Source organism: Streptomyces sp. NBC_00576 (assembly GCF_036345175.1).
GTDB lineage: Bacteria > Actinomycetota > Actinomycetes > Streptomycetales > Streptomycetaceae > Streptomyces.
The window spans coordinates 10,559,091-10,579,126 of the sequence record NZ_CP107780.1 but is presented as its reverse complement, the minus strand read 5'-3'; the positions used below and the strand labels follow the sequence as shown (position 1 = coordinate 10,579,126).

Here is a 20,036-nt window from a genome sequence, read left to right as displayed (position 1 = left end):
AGTGGTCATGTCTGTACGAGTGGTCATGACGCCAGCCCCTCGGCCAGCGGCCCCAGCGCGAGCGCCGGGAAGTAGGTGAGACCGGTGATGATGAGGATCGCGCCCACCAACAGACCGGTGAACAGCGGTTTCTCGGTGCGCAGGGTGCCCGCGGTGGCGGGTACCGGCTTCTGCTCGGCGAGTGAGCCGGCCAGCGCCAGGACGAACACCATGGGCAGGAAACGGCCGAGCAGCATGGCGATGCCCAGCGTGCTGTTGAACCACTGGGTGTCCGCGTTCAGCCCGGCGAAGGCCGAACCGTTGTTGTTCGACGCGGAGGTGTAGGCGTACAGGATCTCGGAGAAGCCGTGCGCCCCGCTGTTGGTCATCGAGTTGCCGGGCGTCGGCAGCGCCATGGCCGCGGCCGTGAAGACGAGCACCAGGGCCGGGGTGATGAGGATGTAGCAGGCCGCGAACTTGATCTCACGGGTGCCGATCTTCTTGCCGAGGTACTCGGGCGTACGGCCGACCATGAGCCCCGCGATGAACACCGCGATGACGGCCATGATCAGCATGCCGTAGAGACCGGAACCGGTACCCCCGGGCGCGATCTCGCCCAGCTGCATGCCCAGGATCGTGATCCCGCCACCGAGCCCCGTGAACGAGGAGTGGAAGGAGTCGACAGCACCCGTGGACGTCAGCGTCGTCGACACCGCGAAGATCGACGAGGCACCGACACCGAAGCGCTGCTCCTTGCCCTCCATCGCCCCGCCCGCGATGTCGAACGCCGGGCCGTGGTGGGCGAACTCGGTCCACATCATCAGCGCGACGAAGCCGACCCAGATGGTCGCCATCGTGGCGAGGATCGCGTAGCCCTGCTTCAGGCTGCCGACCATCCGGCCGAACGTCCGGGTCAGCGCCAACGGGATCACCAGCAGGAGGAAGATCTCGAACAGGTTGGTGAACGGCGTCGGGTTCTCGAAGGGGTGCGCGGAGTTGGCGTTGAAGTAACCGCCACCGTTGGTACCTATCTCCTTGATGGCCTCCTGCGAGGCGACCGCACCCCCGTTCCACTGCTGCGACCCGCCCGTGCTGTGCCCATTCAGGAATTGGCCGACGTCATGAATACCGGCGAAGTTCTGGATCGCACCGCAGGCCACGAGGACGACCGCGGCGACGACGGACAGCGGCACCAGGATGCGGACGACACCACGCACCATGTCGGCCCAGAAGTTGCCGAGTTCACCGGTGCGGATGGGGGTCCCCCCGGTCGAGCGAAGCCGAGAGTGGGGGAGGGCGAAACCGCGTACCAGCGCCACGGCGACGGCGATGCCCACCGCGGCCGAGACGAAGTTCTGCACGGCGAGGCCGCCGGTCTGTACGACGTGGCCCATGGCCTGTTCGCCGTAGTACGACTGCCAGTTGGTGTTCGAAACGAACGACGCGGCGGTGTTGAACGCCTGGTCCGGGTCGATCGAGGAGAAGCCCAGCGAGCCGGGCAGGACGCCCTGAAGCCGCTGGAGCAGGTAGAGGAACAGGACGCTGACGGCCGAGAACGCGAGGACGCCGCGCAGGTAGGCGGGCCAGCGCATCTCCGTGTCCGGATCGGCGCCTATGCCCTTGTAGATCCACTTCTCGACGCGCCAGTGCCTGTCGGAGGAGTAGACCCTGGCCATGTGGTCGCCGAGCGGGACGTAGGCGAGTGCCAGTGCCGCTGTCAGAGCGAGCAACTGGAGAATGCCGGCAGGTACAGGACCCATGACTGTGCTCAGAACCTCTCCGGGAAGATCAGGGCGAGGACGAGATAGCCCAGCAGGGCGACGGCCACGACCAGACCGACAATGTTTTCGGCGGTCACAGCTTCGTCACCCCCTTGGCGGCGAGGGCCACCAGCGCGAACACCGCGATCGTGGTGAGGACGAAGGCCAGATCGGCCATCGCGAACTCCTAGATGAGGTTCAGAAACGAATCGGACAGTTCGAGGTAAGCGCCTTTGTGGCCAAATTCGGCCGCCGTTGACACCTCTCTTACGGCACGTCGTACGCCCTTGACGGAACCCTGACGGCCGACAGCGCAGCCGGCAGATCACCGCGTCGATGTCCTGGCGGACGGCGTGCGCGACCACGGCGCCCCGTTGGATCTGGCGCCGCACCCGGCAGGGCGGCGAGCGGCGAGCGGGACCATGACGGGACCGGCGGATCAACTACGAGATGGGCCGCCCCGGATCCGACGTGACGCTGGGTGTCCGTGCCGGACCCATCACCGCCGCACGTCCCTCATCTGGCCCAGTTCACGCCGCCTGTCTTAACGGAAGATTGACGCCGTCGACGGTCCTATCCATGGGCCCGTGCGTCACTCTCTGCATACGCTGGTTCCGCCGTCCGCGTGATGGCCGAAACCACACGCCGAGACGCACCTCAGGAGCACGCCCATGCCCACCACCGAACACCCTCCTCCCAGCCGCCTGCGCGTCTGGATGCTGGAGGGGCTGTCCGACATGGGCAAGGGCCACGGTGACCGGACTCCGGCGGCCAGGATCGAGCCCGAGCCCGAGCACCAGGGTCAGCGCTGGTACCGGGTCATGTGTCTCACCGGTGTCGACTACTTCTCGACCCTCGGCTACCAGCCGGGCATCGCGGCCCTGGCGGCCGGCCTGCTGTCGCCGATCGCGACGATCGTGCTGGTGATCGTCACCCTGGCCGGGGCTCTGCCTGTCTACCGGCGGGTGGCCGAGGAGAGCCCGCGCGGCGAGGGCTCGATCGCGATGCTGGAACGGCTGCTGTCGTTCTGGAAGGGCAAGCTGTTCGTCCTGACCCTGCTGGGCTTCGCCGCGACCGACTTCCTGATCACCATCACCCTTTCCGCGGCGGACGCCTCGACCCACCTGGTCGAGAACCCACATCTGACCAGCACCCTGCACGACAAACAGCTGCTGATCACTCTCATCCTCGTCGCCCTGCTCGGCGCGGTCTTCCTCAAGGGCTTCCTGGAGGCCATCGGCGTCGCGGTCGCCCTGGTGGTCGCCTATCTCGGCCTGAACGCCGTCGTCGTGGCCGTCGGCCTGTGGCACGTACTCACCGAGGGCCACGTGGTCACCGACTGGTCCAGCGCCCTTATCGCCGAGCACGGCAACGTCTTCGCCATGATCGGCGTCTCCCTGCTGATCTTCCCCAAGCTGGCCCTGGGCCTGTCCGGCTTCGAGACCGGCGTCGCGGTCATGCCACACGTCAAGGGCGACCCGGACGACACGGAGGAGAACCCGAAGGGCCGTATCCGCGACACGAAGAAGCTCCTCACGACAGCCGCCCTGATCATGAGCGTCTTCCTGATCGCCACCAGCTTCATTACCACGGTGCTGATCCCGGAGAAGGAGTTCGAGTCCGGCGGCCAGGCCAACGGACGCGCGCTCGCCTTTCTGGCCCACGAGTACCTCGGCAATGCCTTCGGCACGGTCTACGACGTCTCGACCATCGCCATCCTCTGGTTCGCCGGCGCCTCCGCGATGGCCGGCCTGCTCAACCTGATGCCCCGCTACCTGCCCCGTTACGGCATGGCCCCGCACTGGGCCCGCGCGGTGCGCCCCATGGTCATCGTCTTCACCCTCATCGGCTTCCTGGTCACCTGGATCTTCGACGCCGACGTCAACGCCCAGGGCGGTGCCTACGCCACCGGCGTCCTGGTCCTCATCTCCTCGGCGGCCATCGCCGTGACGATCGCCGCCCGCAAGGCCGGCCAGCGGAACTGGACCATCGGCTTCGCGGTGATCTCGGTCGTCTTCCTCTACGTCACCGTGGTGAACGTCATCGAGCGTCCGGACGGTGTGAAGATCGGCGCCTGCTTCATCGCGGGGATCATCCTGGTCTCGTTGCTGTCGCGGCTGGCCCGCGCCTTCGAACTACGCGTGACAAGCGTGTCGTTGGACGACATGGCGGAACGATTCGTACGGGACATGGCCAGCCGGAAGATACGGTTCATCGCCAACGAGCCGGACCGGCGCGACAAGGCCGAGTACCGCGACAAGATCGAACAGATCCGGCAGGACAACGATCTGCCGGGACAGGAGGACTTCGTCTTCGTCGAGGTCTCGGTCCTCGACCCTTCCGAGTTCGAGGCGGGTCTGACCGTACGCGGCGAAGTGCTCCACAATCGCTACCGCGTCCTGACCCTGGAGTCCTCCTCCGTACCCAACGCTCTGGCCGCGCTGCTCCTCCACGTTCGCGACTCGACCGGCCGCACGCCGCACATCTACTTCGAGTGGACCGAGGGCAACCCCTTCGCCAACTTCCTGCGCTTCTTCCTCTTCGGCCAGGGCGAGGTCGCCCCGGTCACCCGGGAGGTCCTGCGCGAGGCGGAACCGGACCGTGCCCGGCGACCGCGCGTCCACACGGGGTGACGGGGACAACCGATGAGTTCTGGGCCGCGTCAGTGCCCTGCTGGTTGACTGCCCACGCTTGAACATGGACCGATGACCGACCCGCGCGACACTCTGCGACCTCTGTGAGCGACGGATCACTGCCGGGAGCGGTGGGCCTGGTGGCCCGCGTGCGGAGTACGGCTTCGCGTCCGACTTCACGCTGCCAGCGGTCCAGCGGCTGCCGTGGATCGGCGTGGGAAGGTCGACGCCACGGCGATGACTGCGTCCGTGAGCCTCGCGGTCGGCTACTCGTCGGACGGCCGAGGACGGTGTTCGGGGCGTCGGCCCTCACGCCCGCTGCGGGTGAAGCCCAAAAAAAAGGGAGAGGGTCTATCGGTCGTGGTGGGACGGTGGAGGGGCGGTCGAGCCGCGGACGACGAGTTCGACCGGCGGTTCGCTCGCCGGGGGCAGATCGGCCTCGGGCGCCTCGATGGCGTGCACGAGGAGCCTGATCCCCTCCCGTGCCGCTTCGTCGAAGGGCTGACGCACGGTGGTCAAGGAAGGAGTGACGTAGGCGAAGACGGGGTTGCCGTCGAAGCCCACGACGCTGATGTCCTCCGGTACACGGCGGCCTGCTTCCCGCAGGGCGTGGATCAGGCCGATGGCCATTTCGTCGCCCGCGGCGAACACCCCGGTCACGGAAGGGTCCGCAGCCAACTCGCGGCCCGCCTCGAAGCCGGACTCAGGTGACCAGTCCCCCTCGATCAGGGGAGGCTCATATGCTCCCCGTGCTGTCAGCGCCGCCCGCCAGCCCTCGATACGGTCCTTGGAGGCGTACCACTGCTGCGGACCGGCGAGATGATGGACCGTTGCGTGTCCCAGATCCAGCAGGTGATCCGTTGCTGCCCTCGCCAACTCGAACGCGCCCACGCCCGCAGTCAGGGTCCGGGCGGAGGTGAAGGCTGGTGGTGCTCCCAGGAAGAGGAGCGGCACGTCGATCCCGACGCGCACCTCGCCCTCCACGATGGGTTCGGAGACGACGATGCCGTCCACGCCTTGTTCAAGGAGTGAGCTCACGGCGCCGGCGATGCCTTCCGGCTCTCCGTCCACCGTGTTGACCATGCGCAGCGCGTAACCGGCGTCCCGTACGGCCTTCTCGATGCCGACGAGAAGCGAGGCGGTTCCGTAGCCGGCTGTGCCCAGGGCGACGACGCCGATGGACCGGCTCCGGCCGGAGGCCAGCGCCCGGGCGGCCTGGTTCAGCCGGTAACCGAGTTCTTCCGCGGCTTCCAGGACGCGTCGACGAGCCTCGTCGGAGACGTACGGTTCGTTGTTGAGGACCCGCGACACCGTCTTGCGCGACACGCCGGCCACCCGGGCCACATCCGCGCTGCGCGGAGCGGCCGAGGCCGCACCGTGCGCCACCATTCGTGTCATCGAATCTCCCGTCAAGCGCATGCCTCTGTATGAGCGAGGCCAAGCATATGACCGCGCGGTCACTGACCGCGCGGTCCTATCTATGTAACCGGAGGAGTATGCGTCAAGAGCGCCGACAGAATTTCCGGCCACGGGCGGACGCTTCTGAGGCTCACTCGTCGTTCACCCAGCGCATGAGCCGTTGCAGCGGGTAGAAGCCGTCGTGGGAGAGGCCCGGTGGCATGCCGCCCGCCCCGCCGAGGGAGACGACACGCTGGACGCCGGCGCAGGCGAGGGCATCGCGCAGTTCCGCCTTGCGGGTGTCGGGATACACGCCGACCGTCTGGGTGGCCACCCCGGCGTGCATGACGGCTTCGGACAGTGCGGCGACGGGGACGACGTCGACGATCTTTCCGTCGGGGTGAAAGTCCACCGGCTCCGGCGAACGGATGACCAGGCCCCGGCCGTCGTAGCCGCCCCACACCCGGTAGTCCGGAGCCAACAAGCGCAGTACGTCAATCTCCTCGCGGAGTTCCGCGGCGACTCGCGGTCCGTCGGCGGAGCTGAACTCCCTTGCCACGCCGAGGCGTTCGCAGAGCAGGGCGGCGTAGCGGTCCGCGTCCTCCCAGGAGCCCTCGACGAACTGGAAGCGGCTGGCCACACACGCCTGCTGGTTGAAGAACGTGGCGTCGGCAGCGCCCGCGTCGGCGGCCCGGGCCAGGGCCTGACGGGACTCGAAGGCCTCGCGGCCGATCAGGGAGATGGAGGTCTTGGGGTCGAAGGAGACCAGTTCGAGGCCCGGGCCCACGTACCGCAGTGCGCCGCGGATCGTGGCCTCGCCGCCCCAGGCGACCAGTTTGTCGAAGAACTGCGGGCGGAAGAGCACGCTCTCCACGCTCTCGTCGCCACCGCGCCAGTACACGGCGGAGAACGAGCGCACGACAGGATGGCCGGGCGCCACCGCGGCCATCGTGCGCAGGATCGCGGTCGCGGTGAACAGGTCGTTCGAGGGCAGCTTCAGCAGGTTGACGCCCTTGGTGAGGGCGCCGCGTACGACGGACATCGCCGCGACGCCGGGTGCGTTGCCGGCGATGATGTGCACCAGGCGCGGCGGGAAGGCGCGAGTGGCCGCGATCCGGTCCCCGGGCAGCCGAACCTCGCGCCAGCCGTCGAGTACGTCCGCTCCGCCGAGTTCGTGGTCGATCTGGGCGTACAGGCCGGGTCGTTGGAAGCTGCGCCACAGTACGGCGTAGGCACGTTCGAGCACCTCCGCGGGCAGCGGGCTGACCCCGACCATTCGGTCCAGGGCCTCGGCGAGCAGGCCCGCGCGGTCCGCCTTGAGGGCCTCACCGGTCTCCACCAACAGGTCGACGATCTCCGCGACGGGCACGTGGAAGGCGGGGCCGGGTTCGGTGCGGGGCCACACGAGGCGGTCCAGGTCGAGTTCCGGTGCGGTGAAGCGGCCCAGGTCGAGGAGTGGTCCCTCGTCGACCTCTCCGCGGATCACGTGTACGACGGCCACGGAAGTCGCCGCAGCGGCGTCGAGCGTCGTGTCGCTCATCCGTGGATCATCCCCCGCACATAGGAGTCGAGGGTCGCCGCGCAGGTGATCTTGTCGTCGCCGCCCAGGTCCCCGTAGCGCCGGATGTCCGGCAGGACGGTCGGTCCCGGTCGGCCGCAGTCGCACGGTGAGAAGTCCACGAAGACCCGGTCACCGCTGATCAGTCCACCCCAGCGGCCCTGCAGGGAGACGTCCAGAAAGGCGAACCGCCCTTCCACGACGCCGTGTTCGGTGTTCAGCAGCTTCTCGCCCGCCTCGTCCAGCACCAGCGGGATCACCCACGGCGGCACATGGTAGTTGCCTTTCTCGCAGGCGAGGCAGGAGCCCTGAAGCTCCGTCATGCCGTAGCTGCGCACCCGCCGTACTCCTTCGTAGAAGGCCGCGAACTGCGCCTGGTAGTCGTCGGGCAGCGCACGGCCCTTGTTGCCGCCGCCGCTGAGCACCAGCGTGTCCGGGTGGAGGCTGCCGCCGGGTACGCCGCGGGTGCGCAGGGCCTGGATCAGCGTGAACTGCTGGTTGTTCATCCCGGCGATCAGCAACGGCTCGTCGCGGTGGGCGGCGATGTCGTCGACGATGCGGTCCATGGCCGCGCCGAGTTCCTGCTCGCGGGTCTCCGACGCCGTCTCGAAGGAGCTGATCTCCTGCGGGGTCGCGGTGCCCTCCGCCATCCGGCGACGCAGGAGGGCGCTGCTCATCAGTTCGGACACCCGCATCGGCTCCTCGGTCAGCAGCCGGGTCTCCCCGGGCCGCGCGAAGACCTCCGCGTGCCACCGGAAGCCGTCGACGGAGCGCATCGGGCCGCTAGCGGGCGCGAGGAGGTAGCCGCGGCGGGTCGGCTTCGGTGGGAGCGGATCGGGCCAGCAGGTGAGGTTTTCCAGGATGTCGTGCAGGAAACTCAGGTCGCCGGCATCGCAGTTGAGGAAGGAGACCTTCCCGGAGGTGCCGCTGGTGATGTACGGGCGGTGTCCTGCGGCGGTGATCCGGTCGGTCCACTCGTCGATGTCGCGTACGCCGTCCATGTCGACGTCGCCCGGTTCGAGCACCGACACGGTCGTGTACCAGCGCAGAAGCCGGTCCCAACGGCCGGCGGTGATGAGGGAGACGGGGTACGACTTGTAGCTGGTGTGCGAGAACAGCAGCGGCACGAGGTCGTCGGGACCCGTGATCTCGTGCACGCCGGTCTCCTGTGCCCGGGTGCGCAGCAGCGGGATCCGCTCCCGTTGGGCGGTGAAGGTCTCCCGCGCGGCTTCGAGCTGCAACTCCCGCACGCCTACGGCCGGTTGATCGAAGGGGTCGCCGGACTGGACCAGAGCTCGGATCTGCTCGCGTGCGGTTGCCACAGCATTCACCTCAGTCGGTTGCGTACATTGTCTTTTCTGCAGTCTTTTCTGCGGTCTTCTCCGCGAGGTACGAGGACTCGATCGCGTCCAGGTTTCCGCGCAGTTCCTTCGGGGTGCCGGTCATGGTGATGCGGCCGCGGTGCAGGACGTACACGCGGTCCGCGATGTCCAGCACCTTGCGCACATGCTGTTCGACCAGCAGCGCACCCAGGCCGCCGTCCGCCGCCTCGCGGACGGCGCGCAGGAGGCGGTCGACCACGAGCGGGGCGAGGCCGAGCGACAGTTCGTCCGCGAGGAGCAGCCTGGGGGTCCGGCACAGGGCGCGGGCCAGCGACAGCATCTGCTGCTCGCCGCCGGACAGCATGCCCGCGCCGACCTTCAGGCGTTTGCCGAGTTCCGGGAAGAGCTCGACGGCCCGGTCCGGTGTCACCCGCCCGACCCGCAGGTTGTCGGTGGTGTCGAGCCGGGTGAAGACCGTCCGTTCACCGACGTAGGCGAGGCCCTCGCGGGCGCGCCGGTGCAGGGGTGCGTGGCCGGGGGTGCCCAGCCAGCTCACCTCACCGCCCATCGGGGCCAGGTCGCCGGACAACGCCCTGAGTGTCGTGCTCTTCCCCGCGCCGTTGGGACCGAGCAGAGCGACGACCTCACCGGGACGGACCTCTATGTCGAGGTCGCGTACGACGGGTCGGGTGCCGTATCCGGCGGACAGGGCGCGGGTCGCGATCAGGGGCGTGTCGATGTCGTGCACGGGCTTTCTCCTCAGCCGAATCTGCCGGTCCTGCCGGATCAGCCGGACGACATGGCCGTCAGCATCTTGCGGACGTCGACGAAGGTCGATCCGGGCTTGGCCCACTCGATCTTGCCGTCGCGGATGGTCAGTTCGGTGGCGGTGGTGTTGTGGATACGGTCGAGCCCCTTGATGGGCAGAGCCGTCGACGTCTTCCAGGTCAGCGGCGGGGTCAGGCCTCCGGTGTCGATGCCCGAGGTGCTGTCGAGTTCCTGCACGAGGGCCTCGGACGTGATGGCCGGGAGCTTCTTGACCGCCTCGGTGAAGACCTTGAACGCCACCCAGGTCGTGCCGTTGGCGCCGTTGGTGGGGTCGATGTCCTTGTTGCCCTTGGTGGCGGCGAGGAAGTCCTTCCAGGCGGGGTCGGAGGAGGGCGGGTAGTACCCGGTGATCGCGGAGCCCTCCAGCGGGCTGCTCGCACCGCCGGTGCTCTCGGCCAGTTGCGGGGTGAGGTTGCCGACGACGCTGCCGAGCTTCGTCTTCGCGCCGGACTGCACGTACGACGTCACGAACAGGTCCGAGTGCGTGCCCAGGATGACGTCCACGCAGTCGCTGCCCTTGGTCGCCGCGGCGACCTGCGGCGCGAGGTCGGTCGAGGTGACCGGCACCTTGAGGTCCTTGGCCGGCGCCCCTCCGGCGGAGACCGCACCGAGGGTGAGGAACTGCGAGACGATCGCGGCGGCGGCGACGTCGTAACGCACGCCGGAGATCTTCTTGCAGCCCTCCTGCACCAACTGCTGCCCATGTGCCGCGAACACGACGGGGGTGCCGCCGTTGACCGGGAACGACAGCGGGTTGGAGAACTCCGCGGCCGAGACGCCGGTCCCGCCGAGGTAGGGGATGCCGGCCTTCTGCAGGATGGGCATGTAGCGGTCGCCCGCGAGGCTGTAGGAGCCGACGACCGCGACGACCTTCTCGGCGACCGCCTGCTGGGCGCACTTCTCGGCCTCGTCGGGGTCGTTCTTCTCGTTGCAGGTGAGGACCTTCAGCGGACCGCCCTTGATCCCGCCGTTGGCGTTGATCCACTTCTCGTATGCCTGGGCGGTGAGCCGGACGCCTGGCTGGGCGCTGCCCTGGGTGTCCTCCGGCGTCCAGACCATCACCTTGACCGGTGTGCCCTTCAGGGAGGTGGTCTCCGTGGAGCTGCCGGCGGCCTCTCCCCCGCAGCCTGCGGCGAGCAGGACTCCGGTCACCGCGAGGCAGCTCGCTGCGGCGGTTCTGCGTCGGCGTGAGTCGTTCATGGTTCCTCCGCGGGGCTCGTCGTCGAGATGCGAACAGCATGGGGTGAGTTTTCGAGTTAGTGAAGTACTCTCGGCACAATTATTTAACTGAATGCGCTGTCTCGTTCCACCTCTGGGAGGTTCCCCGATGGACGACATCCTCAGGTTCGCGCTGCTCGGCCTGGGTCTGGGCGCCCTCTACACGCTCACTGCGCACGGCATCGTCCTGGTCTACCGGGGCTCCGGAGTCCTGAACTTCGCGCACGGCGCGATCGGGATGGCGGGTGCCTACGTCCAGTGGGAGCTGGCCGTTCAGCACGGCGTGCCGTACTGGCCGGCCGTCGCCTGCGGGGTGCTCGCCTCCGCGCTGCTGGGGGTGCTCACCCATCTGCTGGTGCTCCGCCCGCTGCGCCGGGCGTCCTCACTGGCCCGGTTGGTCGCCACCCTGGCGGTGTTCATCGTGCTCACCGCGATCGCCGTCAAGCGCTACGGCGACAGCCTGCAGCTGGTGCCGGGCAAGCTGCCGACCCGGCTGCTGACGATCGCCGGGGCGACGGTGACCGAGGACCGCGTGTGGCTGCTCGCCATCGCGGTCGTCGTGACCGCGGCCCTCCATCTCCTCTACAAGCACACCCTGTTCGGCTTGGGCACCACCGCGGTCGCGGAGAACGAGGGCGCCGCCGCCTCGCTCGGCTGGTCCCCGGACCTGATCGCCACCGGCAACTGGGCGCTCGGCTCGGCGCTCGCAGGGCTGACGGGCATTCTGATCGTGCCGGTCATCGGTCTGTCGGTGACCGGGCTGACCACCCTTCTGCTGAGCGCGCTGGCCGCCGCCCTGGTCGGCAGATTCTCGTCGTTCCCCGTCACCCTGGCGGGCGGTCTCGTCATCGGCGGCGTCCAGTCCGAACTGACCCGCTTCGGCTCCGACGTCACCGGGCTCGCCTCGTCGGTGCCGTTCCTCTTCATCGCACTGGTGCTGGTCGCCCGCGGCAAGGCGCTGCCACTGCGCGGCACGTTCCTGGACCGGCTGCCCGCCCTCGGCTCCGGCAGGGTCCGCCCGGTGCCGCTGGCTCTCGCCGTCGCGGTGGGGCTGCTGCTGGTGAGCCTGTCGACTCCGCTGTGGGCCGACGCGATCACCACCACCCTGGTGATGGCGTTGATCATCCTGTCGATCGTCGTGGTCACCGGTTACGCGGGACAGGTCTCCCTCGCGGCCTACGCCCTCGCCGGGACCGGCGCCTTCATCGCCGGGCACGCGGCGGCCGACTGGGGCTGGCCCTTCGAACTCGCCCTGCTGGCAGGCGTGTTGGGCACAGTGCCGATCGGCCTGCTGTTCGCGCTCCCGGCGGTCCGCACGCGCGGCGTCAACCTCGCCATCATCACGCTCGGGCTCGGCACAACTCTGGAGGCGATGGTCTTCCAGAACACCGATCTGTCGACGACCCCCGGCAGCGACGGCATCGCCGTGGGCAAGCAGACCCTCTTCGGGATCAGCATCTCCGGGGTCGACCATCCGCAGCGGTACGCCACCGTGGTGCTCGTGATGTTCGTCGCCGCCACGCTCGTGGTCGCCAACGTGCGGCGCAGCCGAACCGGCCGCCGGCTCATCGCCGTACGGGCGAACGAGCGGGCCGCCGCCGCTCTGGGCATCGACGTGCGCGCGGCCAAGCTCTACGCGTTCGGCCTGTCCGCCGCCATCGCCGCGCTCGCCGGAGTCCTCACCGGCTTCCGCTCGACCTCCGTGGTCTTCTCCGACTTCGCCAGCTTCGAGTCCATCACCGCTCTCGGGCTCGCCGTCATCGGAGGGGTCGGCTTCCTCGTCGGCCCGCTGTTCGGCGCGGTCTTCGCGGCGGGCACGGTGGGTGCCCGCTTCGGGGACCTGGTGCTGCCCGGACTGAGCGAGTGGATGCCGCTGATCGGCGGGATCATCCTGGTACTGACACTGGTGGGCAACCAGGACGGCATCGGCAAGGAGCTCGGCAGGCAGGCGGCGGGCGTGCACCGCAGGCTGTCCGCCGGGCGCGGTGCGAGCGTGCCGGAGACCGGGCGCGTGGAGGCGGCGGTAGCGGTGCGCCGAGCTGCGCCACTCCCCCTCCACGTGCGGGATCTGACCGTGCGTTACGGCGGTGTCGTCGCCGTCGACGGGCTCTCGCTGGACGTGGAGCCGGGCCGGATCGTCGGTCTCATCGGGCCCAACGGGGCCGGCAAGACCTCCGCGATCGACGCCGTCACCGGCTTCACCCGGGCCGCGTCCGGCAGTGTGCGTCTCGGCGACCGGGACGCGACGCGCCTGCCGGTGCACCGACGTGCCGCCGCCGGGCTCAGCCGGTCCTTCCAGTCTCTGGAGCTGTTCGAGGACATGACCGTCCTGGACAACCTGTACGCGGCCTGCGACCGGCCCGGCCGGTGGACGTACCTCACGGACCTGATCCGCCCCGGCAGCCGGCCGCTCCCGGCCCATGTGCTGGTCACCGTACGGGAGTTCGGTCTCCAGGACAGTCTGGACCGGCCGGTGGGCGACCTGTCCTACGGTGAACGACGGCTGCTGGCCATCGCCCGCGCGGTGGCCGCCTCGCCGTCCGTACTGCTCCTCGACGAGCCGGCGGCAGGGCTGTCGGACGACGAGACGCGGGAGCTGGCCCACCTGGTGCGGCGGCTCGCCGAGGACTGGGGCATGGGGGTGCTGCTCGTCGAGCACGACGTCGACATGGTCATGAGCGTCTGCGACCAGGTCGTCGTCCTGGACTTCGGCCGCCGGATCTGCGCCGGTACGCCGGAGGAGGTGCGCCGCGATCCGGCGGTCCGGGCGGCCTACCTGGGCGACCTGGAGCCGGAGACGCCGGCGTCAACCACCCAGAACTGAAGTCCCGGGCTTGCTGCTCCGGTCATCACTGGCGGTGACGGTTCCGGCTGTGTCCAGTCCTCACACGATGAGCGTGAGGACTGGGGCCTGTGACTCGGCCCCGCAGATCCATGCCATCCACCCGCGTTGGGCGATGTTGTGGGACGAGTTCAGGTCGGCGTGCTCAACGAAGCCGCAGACTCCGCAGGTGAAGACGGCTGTCCGCACCACTCATGCCGTCAGGAGTTCTAGGACGCCGAACACGTGGCCGTCACCGCAGGCGTGCCCGCCGCAGCCGACGTACTCGCGAGGAAGCCGAAGGTGGTGCTCGCCCCCGCCGTCACCGTGCCGTTGTATCCGGCGTTGCGCACCGTCGTCCCGGTCAGCGCGCCGTTCCAGACCTGGGTGACCTGGCTGCCCGTCGGAAGTACGAGGGTCACCACCCAGGAGGAGATCGCCGCCGTGGACGAGGTGTTGGTGACCGTCACCTCACCCTGGTAGCCGCCTTGCCACACCGACACCGCCCGGAACGCCGCCGAGCAGCCACCGCTCCCGGGGTCCCCGGGGTCGCCCGGGTCGCCCGGGGTGAGCAGGGCCGACAGCGCTGGGTACCAGCGGGCCGCCATCTTGGCGTCGCCGGAGGCGTTGGGGTGGACGCCGTCGTTGGTGTCGGTGGCCGAGTCGAAGCCCGTCCACTGGTCGACGACGGTGACCGGCGACTGCGCGGTGGTGATGCCCTGCACCCAGGCCGGAATCCGCTGGTTGAAGGCCACCGTACGAGCGGCGCACTCGGCGCAACTGCTCGGATTGATCGGGATGAGCTGGGCAACCAGCACCTTCATCGCCGGGTTACTGGCCCGCATCTGGCCGACCAGCTTGGTGTACGCGGCGAGGATGGTGTCCGGCGCGATGCTGCTCCAGACGTCATTGGTGCCGAAGTGCATGACAACGATGTCCGGCCGGGTCGCCGCCAGCCATCCGGGCAGCAGGTTCTGGTCGGCGGTGGCGGTGGCCTGGAACCCGCCGTGTCCTTCGTTGTCGGCGTCGTGCGTCAGGGCACAGCTCTGGGCGTTCAGCGTGCCGACGAAGTCGATGTCGGTGTAACCGGCGTTCTGCAGCTGGTTCCAGAGGAGGGAGCGCCAGCAGCCAGGGGAGCCGGTGATGGAGTCACCGAGCGGCATGATGCGCACCGGGGCCGCGGCGGCGGCGGACGGGGCGCCGGCCAGGCCTAAACCGGTGGCGAAGACGAACAGGGCGGCCAGCAAAGCGGCGAGGAGGGGGTGGCGTCTGCTGCGCATGGGGTGTCCTTCCCAAGTGGGGCGGGAGCGGGAGTGCGGCCCGCGGGCATGGGAGCGCTCCCATGCCCGGTACTGTTCATCAAGCCATCGCTGTCACTGACACGTCAATAACCCGGACAGGCCAGGACTGAGACGGTGTCCTATGTGAACCGCCGCTGGTCTGTCCATGGGGCGGGGTACGTGGAGTTGGATTGCTCCGGACGGGTTGAGGGAGCTGGCCAGGCCGTTGAGTCCGGAGGAACGGGTGCGGCCGCAGGGCGGCGGACCCAGTACATGCCTGATGAGACGCGTGCTTCCCGTATGCCGCCCGAGGGCTGCTGACATAGGAGCTCAGTCGGCAAGGTCCGTCGCTTCATAACCGACCAACCCCATAGCGAGCAGGGGCGGTACCAGCGCGGTCAGATACCACGCCATGTCTGTGAGGGCCGGCGCTCCGGGGAGGCTTCGCCGGTCGATCGTCGGGATGAAGGAACAGTGCGATCGGCCCGCATGAAAAAGTAGTTGGCCGCCGGTTTCCGCAGTGGAGTGATAGACACAGATGCCGACCTGGTGGTCAATGTTTTCCGGTGAATCCACCGCGGTCAGGATCTCGGCTGCCCGGTCCGCCGAAGCCGACTTCCAGTCGAACAGGCCGTCGCTGTCGACCATGTACGAAACGCCGAGCGGTTCCTCCAGCGACCACCCGTCACCGGTCAGAGCCCGCACCACGGCGCCTACGGTGACGGCACCTGCAAACACGAGATCGATGTCGGCGGTCCTGGACAATGTGGGCACTCTCCCCAGGCTGCTGCGCCTCATCGATGTGACATTGAGCGGCAAGCGTGGCTTCATCCCGTACTGCGAGCCTCCATGAGTCGCCGCTGCACATCCGACACCAGGTGCTGGAGTCGTCCCGGCCGCACGCCCTCGCGCTCCATCCACTCGTCGAAGCGCGGACGCAGATGCCGAACCATGCCCGCTCCATGGCGACGCAGCACTGAACGGCGGATCGAAATCTCTTCCTGAAACTCCCTCCGGAGAACATCGGTCCAGCCCTGGTCCCGGTCAGCCTGCCCCAAAGGAGCCTTGAGAGTGGCCACCGCCTCATCGAGGACCGCAAGCAAGTCCATGACTCCTCCAAGAGATCACAACGCGTGCCCCAGCGCAGGAGAGTACCTTCATTCGCCGCATCGACCTCGGCGGCACCGAGGGGAGACCCGAAGACGTCCCCGGCGCCGCCGTGCCCGCGTCTATGTCGTCTTCGACGGACGCCCCACCCCCGACGTCTTCGACCCACTGCCCGCGAGGAGTTCGCCACTGTGATCCTCGCGCGGGTCGCGGCCGACACCTGGCAGTGCTTCGCCCCGATAGCCGTCCCCGCCCCGAAGTGCGGCGCGCACAAGGGCGCGTCCAGGTCCGCGCAGAAGGCCTACCGCAGCCGTGCGCCTTCATCCGCGCGGTTTCGCTCTCCTACGCCACCTTGTGCGGCACCCACACGGTGGCGTGGAAAGGGCCGTGGGCAGTGAACGGGTCAGCGGACGGAAGTGCCGCGCTGCCTGCGACGACGCCGTGGCAGTTGACCTGCGTCGCGGAGGAGTTGGTGCCGCCGAGGGAGGGCAGGTAGGTGAAGTCGCCGTTGTCGACGCGGGCGACGAAGGCGAAGGAGTTGGGGGCGAAGTTGTCACCGACCATGGTGTTCCCGGTGATCTGCTTGACCTCGGTGGCACCTCGCCCTATCCGCTGAAGCGATGGCCGGAGGCGCTTCCTGTACGGGAAGCGCCTCCGGCCATCGCTTTACGCGTCCCGCAGATCCGCGACGTACGGCTGATGCGACAGCAGTCCGCCGTCGACGCGCAGGGTGTGCCCGGTGATGAAGGCGGACTCGTCGGAGGCGAGGAACACGACCGCCGAGGCGACGTCCTCGGGAAGTCCCAGGCGCGGGGTGAGGTGATGACGCAGCATCGCCTCCCGGATCGCCCCGTGCGCCGAGCCGGAGCTCGCCGGCGTGACGATGAACCCCGGTGCGATGGCGTTGCAGCGCACGCCCTGTTTGCCGTACTGGGTGGCGACGTACTGCGTGAGGTTGATGAGGGCGGCTTTGGAGGCGCCGTACGCCGGGTTGCGCAGATCGCCCGCGAGGCCGGCCCCGGACGAGGTGTTGATCACCGAGCCGCCGCCTCGCGCGATCATGTGCGGTACGGCGGCCTGGATGGCGACCATGGTCCCGCGCAGGTTGATGCGCATCGTGTCGTCCCAGACCGCCGGGTCGGCGTCCAGGACGGCGAGGTCCTGGCGGGCGGCGAGGTGGGTGGCCGCCGCGTTGTTGTGCAGGACGTCGAGGCCGCCGTACGTCTCGACGGCCGTGGCCACCATGGCCCGTACGCTCGCCACGTCACCCAGGTCGACCGGGATCGCCGTCGCGGAGCCCCCGGCGGCGCGGATCTCCTCCGTCACCGCCTTGGCGCCGTCGAGGTTCAGGTCGGCGACCACCGTGTGCGCACCCTCGGCCGCCAGGCGGCGGGCGGTGGCCGCGCCGATGCCGGACGCGGCTCCGGTGACTATCGCGATCTTGTCGTCGAGTCGCCCCATGGCCGAACTACCTTTTCTGGTCGGTGAGTTGACTGCCGACGATCGACACGAAGGAGACGCATTCGCCGGGGCCGCCGCCGAGGTTGTGTGTCAGGGCGAGCGAGCGCCCCTCGGCCACGGACTTGGCGGTCCGCTCGGGCGGTGCCTCGCCGCGCAGTTGGAGCCAGGCCTCGAACATCATGCGCAGGCCCGAGGCGCCTATGGGGTGGCCGAAGGCCTTCAGACCGCCGTCCGGATTGACCGGCAGCGAGCCGTCCAGGTCGAACGCCCCGCTGGTGACGTCCTTCCAGCCCTGCCCGCGCTCGGAGAAGCCCAGGTCCTCCATGAGCACCAACTCGGTTGGCGTGAAGCAGTCGTGGACCTCGGCCAGGGCCAGTTCGGTGCGCGGGTCCGTGATGCCCGCCTGGCGGTAGGCCTCCTGGGCGGAGGCGACGACCTCGGGGAAGGTGGTGAAGTCGTACGCCGGGTCCAGGAGTCCGTCCGCCGGACCGGCGACGAAGGACAGCGCCTTCACGAAGATCGGCTTGTCGGTGTACTTGTAGGCGTCCTCGGCGCGTACGACGATCGCCGCCGCCGAGCCGTCCGACACTCCCGAGCAGTCGAACACGCCTAGCATGCCCGCGACGATCGGCGCGGACCGGATGCGCTCCGGCGACACTTCCTTGCGGAACTGGGCGCGGGGGTTGCGGGCCCCGTTTACGTGGTTCTTCCAGGCGATGCGGGTGATGACGTCCTTCATCTCCGCCTCCGCGAGGCCGTACTTGGCGGCGTAGGCGGGGGCGAGGAGGGAGAAGTTTGCGGGGGCGGTGATCTCGCCGCGGCTGTCGTCGCCCGCGCCCGGTATGACGGTGCCGGACAGCCCGGACATGCCGGAGTCCTTCAGTTTCTCCACGCCGACCGCCATGGCCACGTCGTATGCGCCGGAGGCGACGGCGTAGCAGGCGTTGCGCAGGGCCTCGGAGCCGGTCGCGCACATGTTCTCGACGCGGGTGACCGGCTTGTTGGGGAGGTGGAGAGCCCGGCTCAGGGTCAGCCCGGACACACCGGAGGCCTGGGTGCCGAACCAGTACGCGTCGATGTCGTCGAGGGTGATGCCGGCCGAGGTGACCGCCTCGCCGACTGCGTCGATCAGGAGGTCGTCGGCCGATCGGGTCCAGTGCTCGCCGAAGGGCGTGCAGCCCATGCCGACGATCGCGACCCGGTCCCGGATTCCGTGTGAGCTCATCCGCTTGTCCCCTCGGTCTGGCCGGTGTCGCCCGCGCGCACCGGCCGGGCCTTCCAGAAGTAGTTGTGGATGCCGGCGGCGGTGACCGTGCGGCGGAACGTCATCTCCACCCGGGCGCCTATGACGGCGTCCGCCTCCGTCGCGTCGGTGAGCTGGCAGCGGAACCGGCCGCCGTCGTCGTAGTCGACGACCACTACCAGCATCGGCGGGCTCGGCGTGTGGGCCAGCCGGTCGACGGTGAACGTGGCGACCGTGCCGCGTACGTGTTCCATCGGCTCGTCGGTCATGGCGTCGATGCTCCGGCAGGAGGTGCACACCCGGTCGGGCGGCAGATGCCGGGTGCCGCACTTCTCGCAACGGGAGGCGACGAAGCCGTACTTCCAGGCGGTGCGGCGGTGGGCGGGCGGTGCGTAGGGCGGCTCGGGGTCCGGGCGGCGGGGTGGTTCGCGGTTGAGAAGGCCGCGCCAGGTGAGGTAGGTGGCGTACGGGACGGGGGCGCTGCCCGCGGCGATCTGTGCGGCGACCGGGCGGGCGCTGCGGTGTGCCGGGAGTGCGTCGGTGGCGCGCAGCAGGAGGACTCCGGCGCCGTCGCCGAGCACGACCAGCGCGATGAGCTCGCCGGGCCGGGCCCGGTCGAGGACGTCGGCGAGGAGCAGGCCGGGCTGGGCGGTGCCGGCGTTGCCGATCGTCGCGGCGAGGTCCGGGGTCACCGCCTCGGGCCGTACGCCCGCTGTACGGCGTACCGCCGCGCACGCGCGTGCGTGCAGACCCGAGACCACGAAGTGGTCGATCGCTGCGATGTCGAGGGCGGCGTGGTCGAGGGCCGCGGTGAGCGCCTTGTCGGCCAGGGACACGTAGATCTCCTCGGCGAACCGCTCCTCCCAGACCCGGGAGGTGGGTGCACCCGGCAGGCGCCAGCGGTCGAGGAGTTCGTCGCTGACCGTGTCGTGGGCGAGCAGTTCCGCGATGACGGGTGCCCCGTTGCGGTGCCCGCCGAAGACGAACGCCGCCGCGCCGTCGCCGCCCGTGGTCTCGTCGTTGCCGCCGGGCAGGCCGGTGCGCAGGTCGGACAGGACCGCGAGCGTCGGGACCGGGGAGCGGGCGGCGGTGACCAGCGCGCCGAGGCCGGAGCGGACGGAACCGGCCATGTCGGCGGCGAGGACGTGCTCGTCCAGGCCGAGAGCCGCGTGGACGGCGGTCGCGTTCGTCTTGTCGAGGTAGGCGGGTGCGGCGGTGGCCAGGAAGAGCTGGCCGATGCGAGGGCGCAGGCCGCCGCGGGCGAGGGCCACGCGGGACGCCTCGACGGCCAGGGAGGTGGTGTCCTCGTCGTAGCTGGCGACCGCGCGGGTTCCCTTGCCCCCTCCGGTGCCGAGTACGGCGGCCACGTCCGCCCGGGCGAGGCGGTGGTACGGCACGTAGGCGCCGTAGGCGATCAGTCCGGCCATG

Annotated in this window: 16 protein-coding genes and 1 pseudogene; 3 read left to right on the top strand and 14 right to left on the bottom strand. The window is 69.3% G+C overall.

The window, feature by feature from the left end; translation table 11 throughout:
• Nucleotides 1–23: 23 nt before the first annotated feature.
• Entirely contained in the window at nt 24–1,739 is a 1,716-nt protein-coding gene (gene kdpA, locus OG734_RS46115) for a potassium-transporting ATPase subunit KdpA (RefSeq protein WP_330293358.1), read from the bottom strand.
• An 8-nt stretch (nt 1,740–1,747) separates the two neighbouring features.
• Nucleotides 1,748–1,837, bottom strand: coding sequence for a K(+)-transporting ATPase subunit F (gene kdpF / locus OG734_RS46110; RefSeq protein WP_016434100.1), 90 nt, complete (start codon nt 1,835–1,837; stop codon nt 1,748–1,750).
• Nucleotides 1,838–2,410: 573 nt separating this feature from the next.
• Here kdpF and OG734_RS46105 point away from each other — a divergent pair.
• Entirely contained in the window at nt 2,411–4,372 is a 1,962-nt protein-coding gene (locus OG734_RS46105; protein ID WP_330293357.1) for an APC family permease, read from the top strand.
• Between the two features lie 351 nt (nt 4,373–4,723).
• Here the strand turns inward: OG734_RS46105 and OG734_RS46100 are convergent, their stop codons facing one another.
• The 5 genes from OG734_RS46100 to OG734_RS46080 form a co-directional block, all read right to left on the bottom strand.
• Nucleotides 4,724–5,770, bottom strand: coding sequence for a LacI family DNA-binding transcriptional regulator (locus tag OG734_RS46100; RefSeq protein ID WP_330293356.1), 1,047 nt, complete (start codon nt 5,768–5,770; stop codon nt 4,724–4,726).
• 151 nt (nt 5,771–5,921) lie between these two features.
• The gene (locus OG734_RS46095; RefSeq protein WP_330293355.1) at nt 5,922–7,310 is read right to left on the bottom strand and encodes an acyl-CoA reductase; all 1,389 of its coding nucleotides are present in this window, start codon (nt 7,308–7,310) and stop codon (nt 5,922–5,924) included.
• A complete protein-coding gene (locus tag OG734_RS46090) occupies nt 7,307–8,650 on the bottom strand; it encodes a hypothetical protein (RefSeq protein WP_330293354.1) in 1,344 nt (447 codons plus the stop codon). The genes OG734_RS46095 and OG734_RS46090 overlap by 4 nt, the downstream gene beginning before the upstream one ends.
• Nucleotides 8,651–8,660: 10 nt before the next feature.
• A complete protein-coding gene (locus OG734_RS46085) occupies nt 8,661–9,398 on the bottom strand; it encodes an ABC transporter ATP-binding protein (protein ID WP_330293353.1) in 738 nt (245 codons plus the stop codon).
• 38 nt (nt 9,399–9,436) lie between these two features.
• Nucleotides 9,437–10,678, bottom strand: a complete 1,242-nt coding sequence (locus OG734_RS46080) for an ABC transporter substrate-binding protein (RefSeq protein ID WP_330293352.1) — start codon at nt 10,676–10,678, stop codon at nt 9,437–9,439.
• A 127-nt stretch (nt 10,679–10,805) separates the two neighbouring features.
• Between OG734_RS46080 and OG734_RS46075 the strand changes: the two genes are divergently transcribed.
• On the top strand, nt 10,806–13,520 hold the full coding sequence (locus OG734_RS46075) for a branched-chain amino acid ABC transporter permease/ATP-binding protein (protein WP_330293351.1): 2,715 nt from the start codon (nt 10,806–10,808) through the stop codon (nt 13,518–13,520).
• A 227-nt stretch (nt 13,521–13,747) separates the two neighbouring features.
• Here the strand turns inward: OG734_RS46075 and OG734_RS46065 are convergent, their stop codons facing one another.
• The gene (locus tag OG734_RS46065; protein ID WP_330293349.1) at nt 13,748–14,797 is read right to left on the bottom strand and encodes a GDSL-type esterase/lipase family protein; all 1,050 of its coding nucleotides are present in this window, start codon (nt 14,795–14,797) and stop codon (nt 13,748–13,750) included.
• 166 nt (nt 14,798–14,963) lie between these two features.
• On the opposite strand from OG734_RS46065, the pseudogene OG734_RS46060 reads away from it, so the two are divergent.
• Nucleotides 14,964–15,085, top strand: a pseudogene (locus tag OG734_RS46060) (IS5/IS1182 family transposase); the annotation flags it as partial.
• A 42-nt stretch (nt 15,086–15,127) separates the two neighbouring features.
• On the opposite strand, the gene OG734_RS46055 reads toward OG734_RS46060, so the two are convergent.
• From OG734_RS46055 to OG734_RS46030, 6 genes are all read right to left on the bottom strand, one after another.
• Nucleotides 15,128–15,562 (bottom strand): hypothetical protein, encoded by a 435-nt coding sequence (locus tag OG734_RS46055; protein WP_330293348.1) that lies wholly within the window; start codon nt 15,560–15,562, stop codon nt 15,128–15,130.
• 62 nt (nt 15,563–15,624) lie between these two features.
• A complete protein-coding gene (locus OG734_RS46050; RefSeq protein ID WP_330293347.1) occupies nt 15,625–15,906 on the bottom strand; it encodes a hypothetical protein in 282 nt (93 codons plus the stop codon).
• Nucleotides 15,907–16,246: 340 nt separating this feature from the next.
• Nucleotides 16,247–16,468, bottom strand: coding sequence for a hypothetical protein (locus OG734_RS46045; protein ID WP_330293346.1), 222 nt, complete (start codon nt 16,466–16,468; stop codon nt 16,247–16,249).
• A gap of 102 nt (nt 16,469–16,570) precedes the next feature.
• Nucleotides 16,571–17,365: an SDR family NAD(P)-dependent oxidoreductase gene (locus OG734_RS46040; protein WP_330293345.1), complete on the bottom strand. Its 795-nt coding sequence runs from the start codon at nt 17,363–17,365 to the stop codon at nt 16,571–16,573.
• A 7-nt stretch (nt 17,366–17,372) separates the two neighbouring features.
• The gene (locus OG734_RS46035) at nt 17,373–18,590 is read right to left on the bottom strand and encodes an acetyl-CoA acetyltransferase (protein ID WP_330293344.1); all 1,218 of its coding nucleotides are present in this window, start codon (nt 18,588–18,590) and stop codon (nt 17,373–17,375) included.
• A complete protein-coding gene (locus tag OG734_RS46030; protein WP_330293343.1) occupies nt 18,587–20,035 on the bottom strand; it encodes an OB-fold domain-containing protein in 1,449 nt (482 codons plus the stop codon). Before OG734_RS46030 ends, OG734_RS46035 begins: the two co-directional genes overlap by 4 nt.
• Nucleotide 20,036 lies beyond the last annotated feature (1 nt).